Source organism: Crenothrix sp. (assembly GCF_043729335.1).
Lineage (GTDB): Bacteria > Pseudomonadota > Gammaproteobacteria > Methylococcales > Methylomonadaceae > Crenothrix.
Window position 1 is genome coordinate 1 of sequence record NZ_JAYTLQ010000029.1, and the last position, 23,512, is coordinate 23,512.

Consider the following 23,512-nt stretch of genomic DNA (forward strand, 5'->3'; position numbering starts at 1 on the left):
AATTTCAGGGTCATGGGGTTTCAGTGCAGTTTTTATCACTGCACTATGTCAAAAATCCCTACAAATTAACACCTGCATTGATTTGTAGGGACTACCCGGAATTCTTTGTTATCCCTAGCCCATAATTCCAGTTTTTTTTCCTGTTTTAAACCGACCAGGGTAATTGCTTTAGGAGGGAAAGACACCTTGGCTTTGGTGAAATAATTGTTAAGTTTGCGCGTCACATGTTTACCGTAAATTTGCATAATATCTTCTACGGTTCTTTCGCCTAACGGATTAATTGGCGGAATATAATTTGGCCTGATTTGCCCCCGAGGCTTTACCAATGTGACATCAGTTGGCCTATTTATGGGCTGGTATTCGGAGCAAGCGACCAGTAATGCTGTCAGGGTTAAGCTGGCAATGATTTTACTTGTTGATTTCATAATGTGCGAGATAAAGAGGTTAGAGATTGTTGTACATTTTAAGCCATTAACATCTTAAGCTGTTTTCTAATCCTTTAAATACCCGTCGCTATTTACACTTTATTAGCGAGTTACGGCCATACGGTGGATAACGTAGGGTGGTTTCGCGCCACAAAACTACTAATCCTATCACCATGCAAGCCTATTCCGGAGATATTCAAACGGATTCCTTCCAATGAACGCCTATGTTGTATTGGCTGCGGTGGTTTGCTGGCGCGAAGCCACCCTACGCGATCTGGAATGGTTTGTAGAAGGAATTGCCTATGGCTCTCAGGTTGGAGAACCTGCCACACATTTAAAACCTAACGATACAACCAACCCAACAGACGAAGCTTTCTATATGCCAATTGATTATATATCGGGTATTAATGCCGCTGTTTTGACAACTCCGTAAATATCCATTCATAGTCATAAGCTTATGGCTATGAGTGTCTACTCAAAGCTGAAATATCGGAGTTAAGAATGTATGTGTGGATTATGCTATCTAAACGCTTGAATCAGCTTTAGTTTGTGGGCGGCAGATCAATACAATCCAAGTTGCAATTGCGCCACTTCTGACATCATATCCCGTGACCAAGGCGGATCAAGCACCACTTCAACTTCCACTTTACCCACACCCGGTAAAGCACGAATACACTTTTCCACATCGCCCTGAATAACCGGCCCCATACCGCAACCTGGTGCAGTCAGTGTCATAATGACATGCACATCATTCTCATCAGTGTGGGTTTCTGAAGGCCTGACATTGCAATAATACACCAAGCCTAAATCCACAATATTAACCGGAATTTCGGGGTCGTAAATGGTTTTCATCACTTCCCAGCAGTTTTGTTCCACGGCTTCAGGGCTGGTTTCTGTTACCAACGTATGCAGCTGATGCGGCTCTTTGCCTAAAGCATCGGCATCTTCACTGGAAATACGTACCATATGGCCGTAGTCAGTCACCACCGTATAGTTACTGCCTAAAGCCTGGTGTATGGTGACGATAGCCCCTTGTTTTAAGGTGGTCGCATCACCATCAGGTACAGTGATTACATTCACATCACGGGTTAAAACAACATCTTCTCTTTCTGCCATAGTTTTTATAAATGAATAGTATGTGCGTCTATTGTTTGACCGGTTATGCCGATGCTCGCATCGCCAAATAAATATAAAACTGCCGGAGCTAAGGAGGTGGTAGGCGGTAACTCGGCCTTATCTTCACCTGGAAACGCCCTGTTTCGCAGTGGTGAATCCACAGGCCCTGGCACTAAAACGTTGACACGAATTTTGTTGGATGATTCAAGTTCTTCTGCCATTATTTTGGCCAAGGCTTCCACTGCAATTTTAGATACGCCGTAAGCACCGGTATAAGCCTGCGCGATTCTAACCGTAGAGTCTGAAGTAAATACAATGGAGGCGGTTTTACTTTTTTGTAGCACTGGCAATAAAACCCGTGTGAGTAAAAACGGTGCGCTAAGATTGACATTTAAACTATGCCCCCAATCTTTAGTATCCAGCAAAGCCATGGGCGTAAAGGCAATAAACTCTGCCGCACAATGCAACAATCCCTGCAACGAGCCATAAGTAAACTCAACACGATTGGCAAGCTCCTGGTAATCGTTTTCGCTAGCGCCTGCCAAATCAAACGGATACATAATAGGCTCGGGGGCACCGATAGCTACTATGCTATCGTACGTGCTTTCCAGCTTGGGAATGTTTTTGTCCAGCAAAATAACATGAGCGCCTGCTTGCGCTAAAGTAATCGCTGCGGCACTGCCTACGCCGCCAGCGGCACCGGTAATTAAAATAACTTGTTTTTTTAGTGACATACGCTTGCACTTATCCAGGCTGAGTGTATTTGAATTAGTCTCATTGCAGCTGTTCGGATGTTGGTTTGATGATATTTAACAACGGCTGTAATGGGATTATCTGTATGGAATCACAAAGCTAATAAATACTCAGCCACTACTCTGCACGTTTAAAAGCAGCGATGTAATTAATATCTATGTCTTTGCCAAGACTAAAATGCTTGTTAAAAGGATTGTATTCAATACCGACCATACCTTGCAATTCAAGGCCTACAGCTCGTGCTGACTGGCTTAACTCCGAAGGCTTTATAAATTTGTGATAGTCATGCGTCCCTCTCGGGAGCATTCTCAGGATATGTTCAGCAGCGACTATAGCTAAGGCATAGGCTTTGGGTTTACGGTTAAGTGTAGAAAAAAACACCATTCCTCCCGGTCTAACCAGGGTAGCGCAAGCGGCTATAATTGACCCCGGATCAGGCACATGCTCTAACATTTCCATACACGTTACATGGTCAAAACTGCCAGGCTGCTGTTCGGCTAATTTCTCTGCACTGATTTTTTGATAATGGGCATGAATGCCGGTTTCTAACGCGTGTAAATCAGCCACATCAATCAAGTCTTCACTTAAATCTATCCCCAAAGCGTCTGCGCCGTGCTTGGCCAAACCTTCGGTTAAAATACCACCGCCACACCCTACATCTACTATACGTCTACCGGCGAGACTGATGTAGCGTTGAATAAAGCTAATACGCAAAGGGTTAATGTCGTGTAAGGTTTTGAATTCACCTTTAGTATCCCACCAGCGCTCAGCCATTGAACCAAACTTGTGAATTTCATGTGGGTATACGTTTTCTTTTGCGGTCATGGTATGAATCCTGATTTAAGCCGTCATAGTTTACTATACCTGTGACGGTTCGTCATGGGTTGATAGCCCTCTCTAAAAAAAGAGGATATTTCGACACAATCTCGCTAAACATAAAGCACAGTAAATAGAGTCAAACAAGCTCCGAATACCCCGTTTTAAAATCTGGATAAATAAACCGGTAGCCCAATTTTTTAAGCCTGTCATTACGACACCGCTTGTTCTTCTCGCTATTCTCTTCGCTATTTTTAGCAATGGGTGGATCGCAATTTAATGTCTCGGTCATCCAGGTGATGACATCCCACAGGCGCGCAGGATCGTTATCACTGGCTAAATAACATTGCTCAAGCTTAACACCCGCCAAGCGTTGTTCCAGCAAAAACATTAATACGCCAACGCAATCGCGCTGATGGATTCTATTGGTGTAATAAGGCGGATGTTGCTGAATTACCGGTGTTTGCCGTGCCATTTTCAGTAAATATTCACGTCCTCGCCCATAAATACCTGAAAAGCGCACGACAACATTGGCCAGATTATCTGCCATCAGTTTTTGCTCAGCGTTTACGATTTTTAAACTGGTCGTTTTTGTTGGCACAGTCACTGAATCTTCATCAACCCATTCGCCTTGCGATTGAGCGTAGACACTGGTGGACGACACAAATATCCACGCTGCTTTTGTAGGCGCTTGAGCAAAGCGGTTAAGCAGGTTATTAATGCCGGTTTCGTAAATGTCGTGATAACTGTTTTCGTTGCGGCCATCAGCGGATACAATAAAGAAAATATGTTCGAAGTCTGTTGCTAACCCTTCTAAATCGGCAGATGAAGTAATATCCGCACGGATAAACTTAACCTTTTCTGTGTTAGCAACGGGCGGATTACGCTTGAGTCCAGTCACGTCATGTCCGGCTTGCGCTAATAAATTGGCCAGCTCATAACCTATAGCGCCACAACCAACGATGAGAATTTTTGCCATGTCACACCGCGTTAGTCAGTTGTAATTCTTGCGGATAAGGCAACATATAGTAAGAATCTTCTATATAAGGATCCGGAGATTTACGAAAATGATGTTTAAGCAAAGTTAACGGCACTATAAGCGGCACTTCGCCTCGTCTATAACGTTCAATCAGCTCACCCATTTCAGCTTTGTCATCGGCGGTAAGCTCTTTTTTTAAATAGCCTTGAATATGCTGTAGTACGTTGACATGGCTTTTACGGCTAGCTAATTTTTTTAGAGTGGCCATCAACTGCACAATATAAGTGTCTGCAACTTCATTAACATTGTCTTTGGTTACTGTTGCTAACAACTGGCCTAGATCCACATAATTAGCATGGCTCATGATAATCAATTTGTGCCGCGCATGAAATTGCGTCAAACGCTGGGGTGATAAGCCTTCTTTTAACAACTGCTTCCAGCGGTGCAGCACATAAACACGCTGGATAAAGTTTTCACGTAACTTTGGATCACCGAGCCGACCTTCCTCTTCAACCGGTAACAGCGGGTTGTTACGCATCATTTGGTCGGCATAAATACCGGTGCCCATTTGTTGCGGCTGTTCGTTGACATAGACCTTAACCCGTTCCATGCCACAACTGGGCGAACCTTTTTTCAGGATGTAGCCGCACAAATCATTATGAACCGATTTTTGCTGGTTAGCATAGTCACGTAAGGGGGCTGTAAAATCTTGTTCCGGACTTTTTACCCTTAAGCAGTGTATATCCTTATCTATTTTTACCAAATGAATAATAGGACGTGGTGTACCCATGCCAATAGCAACTTCCGGGCAAAATGGCTGGAAATCAAAATACTCGGCTAATGTGCCAACAATGTAGGCGTCCCGTTTGTGGCCGCCATCAAAGCGCACCGGTTGGCCAAGAAGACAACTGCTGATACCGACTGGGATTTTATTCATAATAGGTTAAATAAATAGCTTGAGGCGATTTGCATGTACCTAAACTCATACGTTCAATCAATAATGTCTGCTTGCTCCAGACTTTCAGGTTTAAAAAGCTCAGCAATGAGTGCAATATGGGGTTGTAATTGCGGAATCACCGGAATTTTCCAGGCTTTATCGACGATACGGGCAAATATATTATCCAGCCAAGGCCGATTGGATTTTGCTTGCTGCATGACAAATTGGTAGGATTCACCATCACTAACAATAGCAAAACCATCCATTCGCACCTCAATAGGCTCCGCTTCACCTAACAGTTGCACTTGAGCGTAGGCTGTTCTAGTGTCGAGATCAAAACTAAAATCGGTTATTTCTGCAATGCCCTTAAGTTTGTAATTAGCCACCCAAGTGATTAATTTATTGGGCGTCCATTTTATGGCTTTCTTTACGATACCGACTTTTAAACTCATGGTTAGCCTTTAATTTAATGTTAATTGGGTTATGACGAGAATTTTAACGGTTAGGGTTTGGCATTTGATACACGAATCAAGCAATCCCTAAAACATCCTGCATATCATACAGACCCGTTTGTTTGCCCTGCAACCAAACAGCCGCCCTAACTGCGCCATTGGCAAACGTCATCCGGCTAGTGGCTTTATGAGTAATCTCCACTCGTTCACCTTCATCGGCAAACATAACCGTGTGTTCGCCCACAATATCGCCCGCACGAATAGTGGAAAAACCGATGGTTTTACGATCACGTTCGCCAGTGTTGCCTTCTCGGCCATAAATTGCACAATCTTTTAAATCACGATCCAGTGCCTTGGCAATCACTTCGCCCATGCGCAATGCCGTACCGGACGGCGCATCAATTTTATGCCGATGATGGGCTTCAATGATTTCAATGTCCGTGTAATCGCCCATGACTTTGGCGGCAATTTCCAATAATTTGAGCGACAAATTTACGCCGACACTCATATTGGGTGCAAACACAATGGCCACATCGTTAGCCGCAGCTTGTATGGCGGTTTTTTGCTCATCCGTGTAACCGGTCGTACCGATCACCAGTTTTTTGCCCGCTTTACGGCATATTTCAATCACCGCCATAGAAGCATCAGGACGGGTAAAATCGATTAATACATCAAATTGATCCAGCACAGACGTTACATCATCAACAATAATAATGCCCAAAGACCCGATTCCAGCCAATTCTCCGGCATCTTTACCGATAGCAGCGCTACCAGGTCTGGAAATAACCGTCGTCAGCAAACTATTGCTGCTGACCGCTGCTTTAATTAAACAAAGCCCCATGCGCCCTGATGCGCCAATAACTGCAATTCGCATGCTTATTATCCAGTTAATTTATCAAAAAAACTCTTTACGCCGTCTGTCCACGAATGTTCCTGTGGATTATGTTTTTTACCGCCACCACTGAGTGATTGCCCCAGTTGTTCAACCAAAACTTTCTGTTCTTTGGTTAAATTTACCGGCGTTTCAATTTGCACTTTACACAGCAAATCGCCCACTGCTCCGCCACGTACAGGCTTAACGCCTTTGCCCCGCAATCTGAACAGTTTGCCGGTTTGGGTTTCAGCAGGAATTTTTAACGATACCTTGCCGTCCAGTGTAGGCACATGAATATCATCGCCTAAGCACGCGGTGACAAAACTGATCGGCACTTCGCAGTATAAGTTAGCGCCATCACGCGTAAAAATCTCATGATCTTTAACCTGGATTTGTACATACAAATCGCCTGCAGGAGCGCCGCGCTCACCCGCCTCACCTTCTCCGGTTAAGCGTATTCTATCGCCTGTATCGACACCTGCGGGGATTTTTGCCGATAAAGTTTTGCTTTCTTGTACGCGGCCTTGGCCATGGCATTTACCACACGGATCTTTGATTTGCTTGCCCGTGCCACGGCAGGTAGGACAGGCTTGTTGCACAGAAAAGAAGCCTTGCTGCATGCGTACTTGGCCATGACCATGACAGGTAGAGCAAATCACAGGACTTGTGCCTTTTTTAGCGCCAGAACCCGTACATTCACTGCACACTACAGCAACAGGGATACGAATTTTGGCCTCGGTACCAGCAACCGCTTCTTCCAGTGACAGCTCTAAGTTATAGCGTAGGTCATCACCGCGCTGTGCTGCGCCGCCACGTCTGCCATTCCCAAATATATCGCCAAACACATCGCCGAATACATCGCTAAAGCTTTCTGCGCCAAAACCGCCTGGCCGTCCACCACCGGATTGATCGACACCGGCATGGCCAAATTGGTCGTAAGCGGCACGTTTTTTGGAATCGGATAGAATCTCATAAGCTTCTTTAATTTGCTTAAATTTGATTTCAGCCGCTTCAGGATTATCCGCATTGCGGTCGGGATGATGCTTCATCGCCATACTGCGATAGCTTTTTTTTATTTCTGCGTCGCTGGCGTTTCTATCTACGCCGAGGAGTTTGTAAAAGTCTTCTTTTGCTGCCATGGAATGTTATTTTTGTGTGTTGTCAGGGTAAAAATCTTCGTCTAATAACTGTTTTTGCTCATAAGAGCATGTTACTGGAAATGTTGCTAGGGGTAATTTTGTCTCATTAACAGCTAATTTTACCGCGCGGCCATAAGATTTTTCGATAGCTTCAGTGAGATAGTTCTTCAAGCTGGGCATATCGCTTAAAAGATAATCAAGTTGTATACGTTGTTCATTGATGGAAGAATTCCAGCTATTACAGCGCATAGCAGGTTGATACTGCCATTTTAATAGATGGGCTATCAGGATGATAAGGCGATTAACCAATTCTCTTTTATTGCTTTTTGCCATATCCTCTAATTCTTCGATTAAGTGAGTGGTATCAATTTCACTAAACCGCGCTTGTTTTAACAACAAGATATGTTCTTGGGTCCATAAATTAAAATCATGGTCGTAAAGCGTTTGGATATTCATTAGTGCCCTACCGTAAATAAAAAAGCGTGGTTACGCATTAATAACCCAGCTTTCAAGAGCACTGCATTAAGTTAAGCAAGAAATCTCCCTTTCCTACTGGAGAAGGGGCGTGTTCTTAACTTAATGGCAGTGACTTTCAAGAGATGTTACGCATTGTCCACGAAAACCACAAAAAACTCCAACAGACATGATGCTGTAACGAACTGCCTTGCTCTACCGGTTAAAACGCCAAAGCAGGTCTAGCATATTCCCTTCTAACTAAAGGAAAATATTGCCGACCTGCTCAATTGGTTTTACTTATTTATCGTCTTTAACTTCTTCAAACTCGGCATCAACCACACCGTCATCTGCCGCGTGAGCAGATGATCCACCCGCAGCGTTACCCGCGTCTTCGCCACCGGCTTTTTGTGCATAAACACGTTCGGCCAGTTTACCAGACAATTCAGTCAGTGCATTGGTCTTGGCTTCGATGGCATCCTTGTCTTCATCTTTAACCACCTCTTTCAAGGCGTTGATGGCTTCTTCAATGCTGGCTTTTTCAGCAGCATCCACTTGCTCAGCCAATTCTTTCAGTGACTTTTCGGTAGCGTGGATCATGCCCTCCGCATGGTTACGGGCGTGTACCAGTTCAGTCAATTTACGGTCTTCATCCGCATGGGCTTCAGCATCTTTAATCATGCGTTCCACTTCATCAGGTGACAACCCACTAGAGGCTTTAATAACAATCGATTGTTTTTTGCCCGTGGCCTTGTCTTTAGCCGATACGTTCAAAATACCGTTGGCATCAATATCAAAAGACACTTCAACTTGTGGAATACCACGGGGAGCCGGAGGTATATCCGCCAGATCGAAACGTCCAAGTGATTTATTGGCAGCCGCTTTCTCACGTTCACCTTGCAACACATGAATGGTCACAGCAGTCTGATTGTCATCCGCTGTTGAAAATACTTGTGAAGCATTGGTCGGAATGGTGGTGTTTTTTTCAATCAGCTTGGTCAGGATGCCGCCCATGGTTTCAATACCCAAAGACAAGGGAATAACATCTAGCAACAATACGTCTTTAACATCGCCTGATAAAACCCCCGCTTGAATGGCAGCGCCCAGAGCGACTGCTTCATCTGGATTGACATCTTTACGCGGTTCTTTACCGAAAATGTTTTTGACCATTTCCTGCACTTTAGGCATACGGGTTTGGCCGCCTACCAAAATGACATCGTTAATGTCAGATGCAGAAAGCCCAGCGTCTTTTAACGCGGTAATACAAGGACCTTTAGTGCGTTCAATCAACTCCTCTACCAAAGACTCCAGCTTGGCGCGGGTTAATTTAACGTTTAAATGTTTAGGCCCTGTGGCATCCGCCGTAATATACGGCAAATTAACATCGGTACTTTGCGCCGAAGATAATTCAATCTTGGCTTTTTCTGCCGCTTCTTTCAAACGTTGCAGCGCCAATGGATCGTTATGTAAATCAACTGTAGTTTCTTTTTTGAACTCATTGGCCAAATATTCAATCACACGTGAGTCAAAATCTTCACCGCCCAAAAAGGTGTCGCCGTTAGTGGACAATACTTCAAACTGGTGTTCGCCGTCGATTTCAGCAATTTCAATAATCGATACGTCAAACGTACCGCCACCCAAATCGTAAACAGCAATTTTGGTGTCACCTTTGGGTTTGTCCATACCGAACGCCAACGCCGAAGCCGTCGGTTCGTTGATAATACGTCTGACTTCAAGACCCGCAATACGACCGGCATCCTTGGTCGCTTGACGTTGTGAATCATTGAAATACGCCGGTACGGTGATAACTGCTTCGGTGACTTCTTCGCCTAAATAAGCTTCGGCATCTTTTTTCAGCTTCATCAAAATACGTGCTGAAATTTCTGGCGAGGCCATTTTTTTGCCGCGCACTTCAACCCACGCATCACCGTTTTCTGCTTCAACGATTTTGTAAGGCACCATTTTGATGTCTTTTTGTACGACATCATCTTTAAAACGACGACCAATCAAACGCTTGATGGCAAACAGCGTGTTGTTAGGGTTGGTGACCGCTTGACGCTTGGCGGATTGACCGACCAATACTTCGTCATCACCGGTAAACGCAATAATAGAAGGTGTAGTACGCGCACCTTCGCTGTTTTCGATCACTTTAGCAACGCCGTTTTCCAGCACTGCAACGCATGAATTGGTGGTTCCTAAATCGATTCCGATTATTTTAGCCATTGACTATACTCCAGACTTTAATAGATGTTGTAAATGATGATACCAATATGGGGGCTGTTTTAATGTCTTCAAGCCTTTTAGTTATCGGCTAACGGTTTTTCTGCGGCTTTTGCCACCACAACCATCGCAGGGCGCAGTAAACGGCCATTTAATAGATAGCCTTTTTGGAACACAGTCACCACGCTATTAGGTTCAGCGCCTTCCACTTCCTGTACCATGACAGCCTGATGGTGATCAGCATTAAAGGCTTGCCCAACCGGGTCTAGGGTTTCAATTTTAAAGCGGGCAAACGCGGCTTCAAATTGTTTAATGGTCAGTTCACTGCCTTCACGAAATTTTTGCACTTCTTCGCTATCGCCGGTCGCCGCTTGCAAACCCAGTACCAAGCTGTCTAGTACCGACAGCATTTCCTTGGCAAAATTGGTCAGCGCAAATTTATGCGCGTCTTCTAAATCCTTTTGGGTACGTCTTTTCAGATTTTCCATTTCTGCCATTGCACGAACCGCTTTATCCCAGTTGTCTTGAGCTTTCTGTTCCGCAGCATCCAATGCTTTTTGCAGTTCTTCAACCGTGGGTTCTAGCTCAAGCAATTCCGTGTGTTCACTGTTATCTTGAATGTTGATTTCGTCTTGAATTTCAGGCGTTTCCTGATCAGTACTCATATTTGGAGTTTCCTATCTGTTAGTTAATATTTAATTTTGTTATAAGTAGGGATAACCTTACTTTTAAAAAGACAGGTTAATGCAAACTTAACAATCAAGGTTTATCTAACTATGGGGATGTTGGATTAGGATTCAAGGCTGCGCTTAATAATTTTGCGGTAATGTCAACAAACGGGATAATTTTTTCGTAGGCCATGCGTGTAGGACCAATAACGCCCAAAACGCCCACCACTTTATCACTGATATGATAAGAGGAAGTCACCAGACTGCACTGGTCAAAGACCTGATAGCCGGATTCTTCGCCAATAAATATTTGTACACCGCTAGTCTTCATACATTGATCAAGCAGATAAATAACATCCTGCTTTTGATTAAACGCATTAAAGAGTTTTTTTAAATGATCCCGACCTGCCAATTCAGAAAACTCCATCAGATTGGTTTCGCCGGTTAGTACGTAATCTTCTTTGGGATTTTCGTCTTCAAACGCCAGTTGCGCTATTTTGACGGCATCGAGCAGGCTTTGGTTAATGCGTTGCTGATCATCTTGCAATTCTTTAAACACAGATTCACGAACTGCCGCAAGGCTATGTCCACTGTATATAGAGTTGAGATAGTTACCAACCTGCTGTAATTCTGCCGCACTGAAAGCCCGCGTAGTTTGAATGATTTTGTTGTGAACTTCCTGTTCATTAGTCACAAATATCACCAAAACACGCGCATTGGATAAAGACAAAAATTCAATATGCCGTAAGCAGACTAACTCTCGTTTGGGCAGCGTTACTACACCCGCCATTTGTGTAAGCTCAGACAGCAACCGTGAGGCGCGACCTATAATATCTTTATTACCATCCCGGGCGCTTAGTTCGTGGTGTACCCTTGATAATTCGTTAGACTCCAGCGGTTTGACAGTCAGTAAAGAATCGACAAACAATCGATAGCCGCTGGCGGTAGGAATGCGTCCTGCAGAGGTGTGCGGTGAATGCAAAAAGCCCATGTCCTCAAGATCAGCCATAACATTGCGGATGGTGGCAGGACTTAGTTTTAAATCAGAATCTTTAGATAATGTTCTCGAACCTATCGGCTGGCCATCGCTGATATAACGTTCAATTAATATTTTTAATAGCTGTAACGATCTTTCATTTAAAACTTGCGCACTACTCACACCAACCTCTTTATTTACAGTAATTTAGCACTCATATAATTGGAGTGCTAACTTTTAAAAATATCAGCTGCCTGTATTCTTGTCAATACATTAAAAATAAGCGCTATTTGTCCACCAGAACACTAAAACACCGGAGAAAAAATGTTTACATTATAGGCTAGACCAATAACGTGTTTTTTACAGCAAGGTAATATTCCTGCAAGTATCTGTAGGCAAAGATTAAAACTGCAACGCCTCAAATCTAATACAGAAATCAAGAGATCGTTTGACTGGTTAAGAGGAAGGCACTATATTCCAGTGCAGAGCCCGCTAGGTTTATTATTTCTTTCTTTTCTATACATAACAGGAGAGCACCACATGATTCCATTCGATCTAACTGGCCCCATTATTTTCTTCGTCGTAATTTTGGCTTTTCTGTCACTGCGCATCGTAAAAGAATACGACCGTGGCGTCATTTTCTTTCTCGGTAAAGTTACTGGCGTACGCGGCCCCGGCCTTATTATTCTGATACCGATTCTTGAGCAGATGACCAAGGTTACCCTGCGCACGATCACCATGAATATCCCATCGCAGAAGATCATCACCAAAGACAACGTATCCATCGACATTGCGGCGGTTGCTTACTACAAGATTGTCGATCCTCAAAGATCGGTTATTGCTATTGAAGATATCACCAGCGCGGTGAAGCAGATCAGCCAGACTACTGTACGCAACGTGGTCGGTCAGTTTTCGCTGGATCAGTTGCTCTCGCAAACTGTCGATATTAATCTGCAAATCAAGAATGTGATTGACGGGCACACGGAACCGTGGGGCGCGGAAGTAACAGCCGTTGAGATTAAGGATATTACGCTTCCGGAGAATATGCAGCGAGCGATGGCAAAAGAGGCGGAAGCCGAACGTGAGCGCCGCGCCAAGATTGTCGCTGCCGAAGGGGAGTTTCAGGCGGCGGTCAAGTTAGGCGAAGCAGCGGACATTATTGCTGCGCATCCGGTTGCGCTGCAATTGCGCACACTTCAGACCATGGCGGAGATTGCCACGGAGAAAAACTCTACGATTATTTTTCCTGCGCAGTTTATGACGACCGTGCATGAGGCGCTTTCAATGGTTAAGCAAGATAGTAGTAATAAGTAGTTGCTCAGATCAGAGGCCACGCCGAGACATGAGACGCATCATCGCGAAAGATGCGCTTCACTTCGTTTAGCAAAAACTATGGCTCTGTGCAGGAGGCTTTTTTGGGGCGAATAATTTCTCCAGACCCGCATTCTAGCTGTATTCGGCCACAACCAGACACACAAAATTCAAAGGCTCGAACCAACAGAAAGAATTATGTATAAATTGCTTGTATTATCGTGCCGTAATGAATTCTAAATTCTTGCTAGTTAAATTTTTATTGGGAGAAATCAAAATTATGAAGAAGAGTTTAATCATACTTTTAGGATTGCAATTCTTGGCCAGTGCATCTTTTGCTGGTATACCTGAGCAAATTACAAACAAAGAAGAAATCAACAAAATCTTGTCGCAAATCCCCGTTACAGATAAAAATATGAATTACCGAAATATCGGTGAAAGACTGGCTAATATTGGAATGACAGTTGACAACATCATGATTTATAAAATCACAAAAAAAAGCGACATTGAATCCGATGAAGATAGACTTGGCGATGTAATTTTCCAAGTTTATACAAGCAATCCGTCATCAATTCTTACAACACAATATTGCGATATGCTTGGATCGCCAACATATTTAAAACGAAATGGGAAATACATTCCACAAGACAGAACAGCCGTTTGGTTAATGACCAGTAAATGTTAATTACCGAAAAAGGTGAAAGCTAGCAATGCGAGTTACATTTGATACCAACACCTTAGATCGTGCAGTTCGGCCTAATAGGTTTCCAAAAGATATGCGTCAACCCGAATACTTTAAGATTCAACAAGGATTAGTTTCTGGTTCAATTGAAGGTTTTTTTTGCGAAACAATTGTCACATGCGAGGGTATTCAAAAAATTGATCGTGCGGAGGTATTAAGTAGTATGACGTTGACATCGACACGAGAAAATATGCAAAACGAAGTTGGAGAAGATGTTATTAAAATAACTATTAAGCCTGAAATGCCGAAGCGGAAACCTTTACACCCCGAAGTTCTCTCACGTTTGCAGGCAGCCCTTAAAGTTGGCATGAGGGTGCTCGGTGCTCCAAGAATAGGTGGTGTACGGATAGAAGATCCTAATAATGTAATATATTTTCAAGAAGTTACCAACTCTGTAGCTCAATCTGAGCGTTTAGATAGATATCATAAAGCCGCTATGGCTATTGAAGGTCGAGGAGTCGGTTTTGCACAAATTTATAGCTTGGCGGCGAAATTGGCACAACGAGCTGATGTAAGAGAACTGTGGTATAAAAGTCTCGGACGAACCAAAGATGTTCACGAGGAAAATGCGGTAAAACGTGCAGTTGCTGAGTGGGCTGACGGTGATACTATCGCCGCACATATTGGCTATGGAATTGATTTCCTTTGTACGGAGGATAATGCGAGTAAATCAAACGTTAATTCTATTTTTAACAAAGAAAACCGTGATTGGCTAAATGAGCACTTCAGTGTGCAAATTATTGGGCTTAGTGATCTAGCAAAAATGATTTAGAGGCATAGAACGCGCTAAACGCAGTGAAGTGCATCAATAGCGAGCCATGCATCAACTTACATTGTATATTCTACATGGGTCAATAAAAACTCAACTCCGATGGTTGCCACATTATTTCTATGAGGAAAGCCAATGATCCAGAGCAAACACGTTTTGGGCAGCGACTTGAGCAGGATTGATGCTCATGTGATACAGCCTGATGAATGCGAAGAAATTTCTGAGTTAACGGACGAATTTTTTGAACAAGCTATTTTGCACGTAGACGGCAAACTGATCCGACCCGGTCGACCCAAAGCACAAAGCCGTCAAGCGAAACCAAAATCACCGATTCCCCCACTGCTACCCTATAAACATTCCATCGCCTGCTCTGGTTGCTATTCTATCCGTCTTCCGCTCAATTTTGGTGTAAAATTACATCAAAAATGCACCTTTAGAGGAGGACTAATGATACGGCAAAGCATTTCTTTTACTGCACCTAACGATAAATGGCTAAACAATCTAGTTGAGCGCGAGGAATATTCCAGCAAAAGCGAGATTGTAAACGACCTGATAAGAAAGGCGCGGACACAACAAAGCGAGATTGAACTGATACGCGCCAAACTCATCGCGTCAGAAAAAAGTGGCTTTATTAACCAGACTACCGAGGAAATCCGCGCAGAGTTCAAAGCAGAGCTACGGCGTAATGGGGAACTATAAAATTACAGAGGCTGCAAAAGAAGACCTCAGACGCATTTACCACCGAGGTATTCGAGAATACAGCGAAATTCAGGCGGACAAATATTACGATGCCCTTTTTAATCGTTTTGACCAAATAGCAGAAAATCCCTATCTATATCAGCCTGTTGATTATATACGGGCAGGTTACAGGCGCTGTGTTTGTGGGGTAGATAGTATTTACTATCGTATGGGGGACAATACCGTAGAAATCATCAATATCTTGGGTCGGCAAAACATTGATGAAATCTTTTAACCCGTAAGGTGAGATCGGCTACTGATGCTTGCCCATCAACGCGATAAGCCGCAATTGCCGAAGGCTGACGTCAACTTGTACCTACCGAAAGCGACGCCAGCAATTTTATTAGCTCTTGAGCCGTCGCTGTTGAAGACGCCGGATTCTGCCCAGTAATCAAGTGGCCATCAACAATCGCGAAACTCTGCCAGTCAGCGACCTTTTCAAAATGGCCACCCAAGCGCTTGAGTTCGTCCTCGACCAGAAACGGAACAACCTCAGTGAGGTGTACAGCCTCTTCTTCAGTGTTTGTAAAACCAGTGACGCGCTTCCCCTTCACCATCGGTTCGCCGTTAAACATCGCGTGATGCAATACGGCAGGGCCATGACAGACCGCCGCGACAGGTTTGCCTGCATTGTAAAACATTTCAATCAAAGTATTCGAGATCGGATCTTCAGCCAAATCCCACATCGGACCATGACCGCCCGGATAAAAAATCGCGTCGTAATCCCGCGCTTTCACCTCGGACAATTTCGTTGTGCTGGCCAGTACCACCTGCGCTTTGGGATCATTCTTAAATCGGCGTGTAAGCTCGGTCTGTCCTTCGGGCGCGTCGCTCTTAGGGTCGAGCGGCGGTTCGCCACCCTTGGGGGAAGCGACCGTAATGCTAGCGCCCGCATCAAGGAACGTGTAATAAGGCGCACAGAATTCTTCCAGCCAGAACCCCGTCTTCTTCCCTGTATTACCAAGTGTGTCATGAGACGTCATTACCATCAGAATTTTCATTGTATTTCTCCTTTGTTCAGGTGGTTATAAAACTACAGTTGCGATTAAGTCAAAAACGTGGAGACTAATCTGTTGGACGATGTAAAATGTTGATTTAACTTATTAAAATTAAAACTTTAAATTCACTATAATTTACAGACTTGATGTTTTTTAAAAAATTCATTTTAAGAACTTGAAATATTTCATATTCTCCACATTTTAAGTAGAGCACACCAATCGCCCGCGTTGTGCTATCTTGCGTCGACACATCCTACGATTTGCTCATCCTACGCAAGCTACAAAACTAAAAACCCGTAGGCACCGCATCCGGCAAACTGACGATTACCTGAAGTCAGCCTACAAAACGGCAGCCATTTTTGTTGTGTTATAATCCGGTATAGCTTTAGACAGGAGCCCTGAAATGACTGATAACGAATTGAAAGAACTGGTGGCAAGTTTGGCAGTTGGCAATAAAGAGCTGCGTGAGGCTCAAAAAGAAACCAATGCGCAAATGAAACACACTAATGAACAAATAAAGCGCACAGATGAACAAATAAAGCGCACTGATGAACAGATGCAGCGCACTGTTGAACAAATGAAACACACCGATGAGCAATTAAAGCGCACTGATGAACAATTAAAACGCACTGACGAAAAGCTGGAGCGTATTGGTATTCAGGTGGGTAATATCTCTAAAAATCAGGGCGACGTTGCCGAAGAATTTTTCTTTAATAGCCTGGCAAATAATACGCATTTGGGTTTAATTCATTTTGAAGACATCACCATGAATATGACGAAGCACCGTGGCCAGATACAAGAAGAATATGATTTGGTAATGACCAATGGGGATGCCGTTGGCATTATTGAAGTCAAATACAAAGCCCATGAAAATGACCTGGATAAACTGGAACGTAAAATGCGGCACTTCAAAAAATTGTTTCCTATTTACAACGCTTACAAACTGTATGGTGGCATTGCCTCGTTTCACATTAATGATGATGCAAAACGCCAAGCCTTAGAACGTGGTTTTTTTGTATTGCAACGCAGCGGCGAAGTAGTGCATACCGATTGTGCTGAAAAGTTACTGGTGCTATAAGCTGCAACCCAAACTTTTTATGATGAATGCTTTGCCCTGTAGATCGTCATATATTGCCAATAACCGCTTTTACAACCCAGCGATTAGCTAAGCCACACTGCCAGATTAACGACAGGGCTGTTGATCCATCCTGGAAAATATCATGCCCACCGCCCCATACACCGATGCCGAACGCAACGCCGTGTACCGTGCCATCTACGAACGCCGTGACATGCGCCATTTTCGCCCCGACCCTATTGATCCTGCCATATTAGAACGTTTACTACATGCCGCCCACGCAGCCCCAAGCGTCGGGTTTATGCAGCCGTGGCGGTTTGTGCGCATCAGTAATCTTGAGCTACGAAAAAACATTCATGCCCTAGTCGACCAAGAACGCGTCTGTACCGCCAAAGCTTTGAACGAACGCGAAGATGAATTTATGACGCTAAAAGTAGAAGGCATATTGGACTGCGCGGAACTTTGGATAGCTGCTTTGTGCGAGGCACGCGAACAGCACATCTTTGGCCGCCGCACCTTGCCGGAAATGGATTTAGCGTCATTATCCTGCGCTATTCAAAATATGTGGTTGGCGGCACGCGCAGAAGGCATCGGCATGGGCTGGGTATCATTGTTTGAGCCAGAAGCCTTAAAATCTGCCCTGGCAATGCCGGAAGGCAGTCACCCAGTCGCCATATTATGCTTAGGCCATGTGGACAGTTTTTATGACAAGCCTTTGCTAGAACACCAAGGCTGGGCAGAACGTAAAAACCTTAAGGCTCTGCTCTTTGACAACTGCTGGAATATCCCATGTCCGTAATCTTTAATATCCCTCATTTATCAATCGAACTTACCGAAACCTTACAAACTAAAATCGACCACAAAACCAAACCGCTCGGTGCGCTAGGACAATTAGAATCTTTAGCCCTGCAAATTGGCCTGTGCCAAAATACCCTGTCCCCGCAATTAAGCCAGCCCTGTCTTATTATTTTTGCAGGCGATCATGGTATCGTCGAATCCGGCGTGAGTGCGTATCCGCAAGTGGTCACCGCGCAAATGGTCAGCAATTTTTTGGCAGGTGGCGCTGCCATCAGTGTCTTTGCCAAGCAACACAACTTAGATCTATGGATAGTGGATGCGGGGGTTAATGCCGATATTAACCCGCATGAGCAATTGATTGCCGCCAAGATAGCCAAAGGCACACAGAACTTTTTAACTCAACCCGCCATGGCAATGACGCAATGCCTAGCCGCCATGCAAGCCGGTGCAGACATCATTTTGCAACGCTATAGCGCCGGTTGCAATTGCATCGGTTTTGGCGAAATGGGCATAGCTAACACGTCTTCTGCCGCCATGTTGATGCAGTGCATAACGGCTATACCTTTGCCACAATGCGTAGGGCGAGGCACGGGGTTGGATGATGGCCAATTGCAACACAAGTTATCGATACTGGAACAAGCAATAGCACACCACGGAACGCTTACTGATCCCTTAACGATACTCAGCACTTTTGGTGGCTTTGAAATTGCCATGATGGTGGGGGCGTACTTGAAAGCAGCTGAATTAAAAATGCTGTGCATGGTAGATGGCTTTATCGGTACGGCGGCACTGCTGGTAGCCAGCAAGTTGTATGCTAACGTTCTGGATTATTGTGTGTTCAGCCATGTTTCCAATGAGCAAGGCCATCAGGCACTGTTAAGCTATCTTGACGGTAAGGCGTTGCTCAAGCTGGATTTGCGCTTAGGTGAAGGTTCAGGGATTGCTTTGGCTTACCCGCTAGTGCAATCTGCTGTCTTGTTTTTAAATGACATGGCGACGTTTGATGAAGCCCAAGTAGCGGGTAAAAATACGCCGTTGTAGAGACGCAAAATCTTGCGTCTCTACGATAAGCTCGACTATTTTGATTCCTCATCAAAACCCAGCGGCTTAACTTTAGTTATCTTCTTATTCCACAAGCCGGTCTGCGAAAAACATTGCCAGCCCCACTGCAACCAATTAAGCAACGATACCGCCAGCCAAAACGACCAGGCAAACATCAGTAAACGGTAGACAATCAAAGGCACAGAGATTAAGGTCGCGGTAGGCAAGGTAGACAAACTACTATCTTGATACCAGTTTAAATGATTGGCTGTGGACTGATTGCCCGTGATTTGCATATCCGGCGATGCCCCTAACAAGCCCTGCCCGACTGCAAACAACAACACCCCTAGCGACAGCAACGTCAACATAGCCAACGCAGCTTGCAAGGCATTAAAGTAATTAAACTCTGACGCTGTTTGCCGAGATCGCCAGCCCAGCAACAGCAACCAGACAATCACTACACCCGCAAATTCCTGCGGAATTTGACTAAGCCCAACAAGTAATAAAAACCAATGCCTCGCTTTGAGCGGCGTCAGTGGCACTTTTCCCAAGCCTACGGACAGCAGCAACAGCACAATCAACACGCCCCAAAACAACACCGCCGGCCCCATCGTCGGGCCAAAAGCAAACAACAGCCAGCGGTTTTCAGCCAAATTAACATGCAGATTACTGTTAACGCTATCGCGCCCCAAATCAATTTGCGGTGTCGTCAACAGCATCCGCATAGCAACCGGCTCTTGCCAATTGACCTCAACCTCCTGCCTGCCTGGATTAACCGGCAAGGTCAGTTTTCTGCCTTCCTGACGAATTGGCAAAGACTGGCCATTGATCAACACTGATTGCAGCGTCGCCGTCTCCGGCAACATTAACGTATGCTGCGAGCCTTGCGAACTGCGCAGGGTAAGCTTTAATGCGGTATCCTGACTTCTAATGCTCGGCGTTACCTGCACATCACTGTTATCTATGGTTAAGGTCTGGCCTTCCACTGATTGCGGTCGGGTAATTTGCAAGCTGAGTGTTTCACCGGGCCAGGGATGCCATTCCGGCAACCATTGGCCTTCACTTTGCAAGTGCATCATGGCAATACCCGTAGGCACGACATGCCAGATAGGGCTGATATTAGCCTGCCAGACTTCAACCCACTGATCGGTTTGCGCAGCAAGCAAAGATAAAGTATCGGCTTTTTCCAGGGTAGATTCCCATTGCAACTCGGTTTGCTGAGCGGCCATATTGACTTCAACCATACCCGATTTAACCACAACCCCTGGCGTGGTAACCGACTCACCTGCCAACAAAGGAACGCTTAAAATAATCCCCGAATCCGCAGGCGATAAGCGTAGCATCCGGGTGATGACACGCCAATCCAGACCCAATTGTAATTGCCGCTCAAGTCTTACAAACGGCGGTAAATTGACACTGGATAACTGCGCAGGTGTTGTACCGGTAGCCTCGATGGGTTTGGCCACACGAGTAAATTGCAGCTGGTTTTCCACTTGGCCGTTATCTTGTATACCGCTCACATCCCAGTCGGTACGCTCTACATTAACTTGATTGGGCTTAAGCGCAAACGGCAGCGTAAAGCTGCCTAGCAACGGCGGCACGCCGCGTAATAGCACTTGATGGCCACCTTCAGGTAGATTAATCCACAAGCCATTGTTGTCCCGATACAGCCCTTGCGCCACTGCGCCATCAACCATCACTTGATTAGGAAACCATTGCTCATAATCCACCGGCAAAGGAATAGCCACCGATTGCTGGGCATGAATTTGCAAGGTAATCGCCAGTTCTTTGTCGTTAATCACTACTTTCATTTGTGGAATTTGCGCACACGCTGGCAAACAATCAGGCGCTTCCAGCAAGCGGGTTTTTAATTCATCCAGTATCGCTTGTGCGGGGAAATCGGCATGAGCTTGTTGGGTAGGCGTAGCCAATAAAGGTAACACCGAGAACCACACCAATGCAGGTAACAGTGCTTTTGGGTTAAATTTAATTTTATCCAGAAAACCAAACAGCCGTAACGCTAAAGCCAGCACCAATCCCACACGTATGAAATTAAGCAACATACTCATCAAAGGGGACAAATACCATAAGCGCATTTGTTGGCCAGCATCCACCGAGCCATTCCACGACAGCATGATTTTATGCCATTGCCATTGGGGTAAGCCCGGTCCCGTTTGTACTTTGGCTTTGGGATCGATGCGTTCAAAATTGGTTACAGCACCTGCACTCGATGCATAATCACTTTTAGATTTATATTCAGGGGCTATTGCCGACTTAGCCATACTCTCCACACGCTCTTCACCGACCACAGCGGCATCATTCATAACTGGTGCCGGTGCAGACTGAGCGACAGACGATTGCTGATAGTTAATACTTTGTGAAGGATATTCTAATTGTGGATAAAGCCCCGTCCGCACCTGAGTAACCATAAAAGGCAAGGTAATTAAAATCAGCACAAGGCCAAACACCCACCGAAAGCTATCGATCAGCTTAGAAAACCGATTGACTGGCAATACTTTTATTAACGCCGTAGCCGCCAAAATAAACAACCAGACATAACGCGGCGCTCCCGGCTCATGCCAGATTAACGCCAGCGTGACTAAAGCAAATACGCCCCATTTCACATCAAATAATTTGGCTATCGCCAACGCTGCAATCAATACCAAAAAGAAATCCAGCAAATTCCACCGCGAAATCCAGCTGTCGGGTACGTTATCGACGCCGGTAGCTGCCAGTAATCGCCAGCCTGGGGGTAAATTCAATTCAGCACTGACATTGCGGAAACTTTGCTCCCAGCCCACCGCACTAATGGCACTGATATTACCCAGCACACGGCTATCGGCATCCAGGTTAATCGCACCTTTACGTACTTCCACACCTTGCTTACCAGAGTCTGCCTGTAAGGTAATGAGCTGGTTATTGCCGTCCAGCATTACCTTACCCAATTGAGTTTTTGGCAACGCGTTCAAGCGCCAATCGCGGGTCATAATGCCAGTGATGACATCGTTAACGGTATAGCCGTCGCCATCAAAATTCAGCCACAGCTTTTTATTCAGATTAAGCTGATTGGGCTCAGGTTCAGGATCACCGCTACGGATGACTTTAAAGCCCATTACCTGACCCTGGTTGATTTTATAAGTGGGCAGATGTTTCCATTCATCGGGTAAATTAGTTTGGCTGGCATCAATGGTGGCTAATTTCTCAATCTCCACCACCCGCAAATCCGGTTTGGCATCAAACACCCACAATTCAGATTCGGGCCAATCGGCATTGACTTTATTAAAGGGAACAATCTTGACTAGATTGCGACTACGGGCATTGATATCAATTTGCCATTGTCCAGGACGCACTTGCAGCAATAGCTGGCCATCGGGCTCAATGCGTGCCGGTAACGGGCTTTGTATGCTGAGCGGAATAAAATCATCCAGCACCGGTTTTGCCATGCGAAGTTCCCGCTGCTCGCCGGAGATATTAAGCACCAGCCGCGTCGTCATGTTCATCGGCACGTCATCGCTAAAATACCTGAACACCTGCACATCCAGATTATTCTGGTTATTAACCGCTTGCTTTTGGCCGATATCGTTTTGGGTTAACCATAACTGGCCTTCTTTAATCACCGGCGCAGGCAATGCCTGGCCATTAATGCGGACAGTAATCAAGCCGGTATCGGAGGGAATACTCAGGTTTTCCGGTATGGTTTTCCAGATAAAATCGCCTTTAATAGTGTAATTGCCAGAAGGTAACTTGATGGATGGCACGCCGTTACGTTCCATAACCGGCGCAGTTCTGGCGTTGACAGTAACATTAAGCGGCCAGCGTTTCTGATCACCGGGCAGACTTACCCAGCTTTCCTGGTAGACTTTCCAGTTAATGGCAAACGTGCCTTTATCCGCTGTAAAATCCAGATTTAACTGGGTCGGCCAGCTACAGCGTTTTTGCTCGTAACTGTTATACATAAACGGACAACCCAGATCAGGCGTATCTTTTAACACCCAATTCACCCACGGTTTAAGCGGCTCAGGTACCTGTTCCGGTTTTAATGGCGCAGCCTGTACGCATGATATAAAAACTGACACACTCAGCCATAACCAAAGCCTGAAACGCATAATACCCCCTTAATAATTATCCTAGCCAATCAACTTATTCTAGTTGCTAGCCCTGCTAATAGAAAGCCCACTACTGTATTTTAACTGACCTTTGCTTCAGCTTTTATAGCTAACAGCCTGGCTTGA

At 45.0% G+C, this 23,512-nt stretch carries 24 protein-coding genes; 9 read left to right on the plus strand and 15 right to left on the minus strand.

Going from position 1 to position 23,512, the window contains the following annotated elements:
• Positions 1–65: 65 nt before the first annotated feature.
• Positions 66–425: a hypothetical protein gene (locus ACHZC4_RS07120; protein ID WP_394753138.1), complete on the minus strand. Its 360-nt coding sequence runs from the start codon at positions 423–425 to the stop codon at positions 66–68.
• Between the two features lie 214 nt (positions 426–639).
• Between ACHZC4_RS07120 and ACHZC4_RS07125 the strand changes: the two genes are divergently transcribed.
• A complete protein-coding gene (locus ACHZC4_RS07125) occupies positions 640–858 on the plus strand; it encodes a hypothetical protein (RefSeq protein ID WP_394753139.1) in 219 nt (72 codons plus the stop codon).
• A gap of 128 nt (positions 859–986) precedes the next feature.
• On the opposite strand, the gene sufT is transcribed toward ACHZC4_RS07125, so the two are convergent.
• The 12 genes from sufT to hrcA all read right to left on the minus strand — a co-directional run bounded on the left by sufT (position 987) and on the right by hrcA (position 11,991).
• Positions 987–1,541, minus strand: a complete 555-nt coding sequence (gene sufT / locus ACHZC4_RS07130; protein WP_394753140.1) for a putative Fe-S cluster assembly protein SufT — start codon at positions 1,539–1,541, stop codon at positions 987–989.
• A gap of 5 nt (positions 1,542–1,546) precedes the next feature.
• Positions 1,547–2,275: an SDR family NAD(P)-dependent oxidoreductase gene (locus ACHZC4_RS07135; protein ID WP_394753141.1), complete on the minus strand. Its 729-nt coding sequence runs from the start codon at positions 2,273–2,275 to the stop codon at positions 1,547–1,549.
• A gap of 136 nt (positions 2,276–2,411) precedes the next feature.
• Complete coding sequence (gene ubiG, locus ACHZC4_RS07140) at positions 2,412–3,119, minus strand: bifunctional 2-polyprenyl-6-hydroxyphenol methylase/3-demethylubiquinol 3-O-methyltransferase UbiG (RefSeq protein ID WP_394753142.1); 708 nt, start codon at positions 3,117–3,119, stop codon at positions 2,412–2,414.
• A gap of 130 nt (positions 3,120–3,249) precedes the next feature.
• Entirely contained in the window at positions 3,250–4,089 is an 840-nt protein-coding gene (locus ACHZC4_RS07145) for an SDR family oxidoreductase (protein ID WP_394753143.1), read from the minus strand.
• A gap of 1 nt (position 4,090) precedes the next feature.
• A complete protein-coding gene (locus ACHZC4_RS07150) occupies positions 4,091–5,026 on the minus strand; it encodes a YbgA family protein (protein WP_394753144.1) in 936 nt (311 codons plus the stop codon).
• Positions 5,027–5,079: 53 nt separating this feature from the next.
• Entirely contained in the window at positions 5,080–5,478 is a 399-nt protein-coding gene (locus tag ACHZC4_RS07155) for a hypothetical protein (protein WP_394753145.1), read from the minus strand.
• A 76-nt stretch (positions 5,479–5,554) separates the two neighbouring features.
• Positions 5,555–6,352 (minus strand): 4-hydroxy-tetrahydrodipicolinate reductase, encoded by a 798-nt coding sequence (gene dapB, locus ACHZC4_RS07160; protein ID WP_394753146.1) that lies wholly within the window; start codon positions 6,350–6,352, stop codon positions 5,555–5,557.
• 5 nt (positions 6,353–6,357) lie between these two features.
• On the minus strand, positions 6,358–7,491 hold the full coding sequence (gene dnaJ / locus ACHZC4_RS07165; protein WP_394753147.1) for a molecular chaperone DnaJ: 1,134 nt from the start codon (positions 7,489–7,491) through the stop codon (positions 6,358–6,360).
• A 6-nt stretch (positions 7,492–7,497) separates the two neighbouring features.
• Positions 7,498–7,947 (minus strand): DUF29 domain-containing protein, encoded by a 450-nt coding sequence (locus tag ACHZC4_RS07170; protein WP_394753148.1) that lies wholly within the window; start codon positions 7,945–7,947, stop codon positions 7,498–7,500.
• A gap of 297 nt (positions 7,948–8,244) precedes the next feature.
• Positions 8,245–10,167, minus strand: a complete 1,923-nt coding sequence (gene dnaK / locus ACHZC4_RS07175; protein WP_394753149.1) for a molecular chaperone DnaK — start codon at positions 10,165–10,167, stop codon at positions 8,245–8,247.
• 77 nt (positions 10,168–10,244) lie between these two features.
• The gene (gene grpE, locus ACHZC4_RS07180; protein ID WP_394753150.1) at positions 10,245–10,829 is read right to left on the minus strand and encodes a nucleotide exchange factor GrpE; all 585 of its coding nucleotides are present in this window, start codon (positions 10,827–10,829) and stop codon (positions 10,245–10,247) included.
• A 109-nt stretch (positions 10,830–10,938) separates the two neighbouring features.
• A complete protein-coding gene (gene hrcA, locus ACHZC4_RS07185) occupies positions 10,939–11,991 on the minus strand; it encodes a heat-inducible transcriptional repressor HrcA (RefSeq protein ID WP_394753151.1) in 1,053 nt (350 codons plus the stop codon).
• Between the two features lie 357 nt (positions 11,992–12,348).
• Here hrcA and ACHZC4_RS07190 point away from each other — a divergent pair, with 357 nt between their 5' ends.
• From ACHZC4_RS07190 to ACHZC4_RS07210, 5 genes are all read left to right on the plus strand, one after another.
• The gene (locus ACHZC4_RS07190; protein ID WP_394753152.1) at positions 12,349–13,122 is read left to right on the plus strand and encodes an SPFH domain-containing protein; all 774 of its coding nucleotides are present in this window, start codon (positions 12,349–12,351) and stop codon (positions 13,120–13,122) included.
• A 226-nt stretch (positions 13,123–13,348) separates the two neighbouring features.
• Complete coding sequence (locus ACHZC4_RS07195) at positions 13,349–13,804, plus strand: hypothetical protein (RefSeq protein WP_394753153.1); 456 nt, start codon at positions 13,349–13,351, stop codon at positions 13,802–13,804.
• Between the two features lie 91 nt (positions 13,805–13,895).
• Positions 13,896–14,633, plus strand: coding sequence for a hypothetical protein (locus ACHZC4_RS07200; RefSeq protein WP_394753154.1), 738 nt, complete (start codon positions 13,896–13,898; stop codon positions 14,631–14,633).
• A gap of 132 nt (positions 14,634–14,765) precedes the next feature.
• Positions 14,766–15,329 (plus strand): type II toxin-antitoxin system ParD family antitoxin, encoded by a 564-nt coding sequence (locus ACHZC4_RS07205; protein ID WP_394753155.1) that lies wholly within the window; start codon positions 14,766–14,768, stop codon positions 15,327–15,329.
• On the plus strand, positions 15,316–15,603 hold the full coding sequence (locus ACHZC4_RS07210; RefSeq protein ID WP_394753156.1) for a type II toxin-antitoxin system RelE/ParE family toxin: 288 nt from the start codon (positions 15,316–15,318) through the stop codon (positions 15,601–15,603). The genes ACHZC4_RS07205 and ACHZC4_RS07210 overlap by 14 nt, the downstream gene beginning before the upstream one ends.
• A 70-nt stretch (positions 15,604–15,673) precedes the next feature.
• Here the strand turns inward: ACHZC4_RS07210 and ACHZC4_RS07215 are convergent, their stop codons facing one another.
• Positions 15,674–16,369 (minus strand): type 1 glutamine amidotransferase domain-containing protein, encoded by a 696-nt coding sequence (locus ACHZC4_RS07215; protein WP_394753157.1) that lies wholly within the window; start codon positions 16,367–16,369, stop codon positions 15,674–15,676.
• Positions 16,370–16,769: 400 nt separating this feature from the next.
• Between ACHZC4_RS07215 and ACHZC4_RS07220 the strand changes: the two genes are divergently transcribed.
• The 3 genes from ACHZC4_RS07220 to cobT all read left to right on the plus strand — a co-directional run bounded on the left by ACHZC4_RS07220 (position 16,770) and on the right by cobT (position 19,280).
• On the plus strand, positions 16,770–17,444 hold the full coding sequence (locus tag ACHZC4_RS07220; protein ID WP_394753158.1) for a hypothetical protein: 675 nt from the start codon (positions 16,770–16,772) through the stop codon (positions 17,442–17,444).
• 142 nt (positions 17,445–17,586) lie between these two features.
• Positions 17,587–18,240 (plus strand): 5,6-dimethylbenzimidazole synthase, encoded by a 654-nt coding sequence (bluB, locus tag ACHZC4_RS07225; protein WP_394753159.1) that lies wholly within the window; start codon positions 17,587–17,589, stop codon positions 18,238–18,240.
• Positions 18,231–19,280, plus strand: coding sequence for a nicotinate-nucleotide--dimethylbenzimidazole phosphoribosyltransferase (gene cobT / locus ACHZC4_RS07230; RefSeq protein ID WP_394753160.1), 1,050 nt, complete (start codon positions 18,231–18,233; stop codon positions 19,278–19,280). The genes bluB and cobT overlap by 10 nt, the downstream gene beginning before the upstream one ends.
• Before the next feature lie 35 nt (positions 19,281–19,315).
• Here the strand turns inward: cobT and ACHZC4_RS07235 are convergent, their stop codons facing one another.
• Positions 19,316–23,386 (minus strand): hypothetical protein, encoded by a 4,071-nt coding sequence (locus ACHZC4_RS07235; RefSeq protein ID WP_394753161.1) that lies wholly within the window; start codon positions 23,384–23,386, stop codon positions 19,316–19,318.
• Between the last annotated feature and the right edge of the window lie 126 nt (positions 23,387–23,512).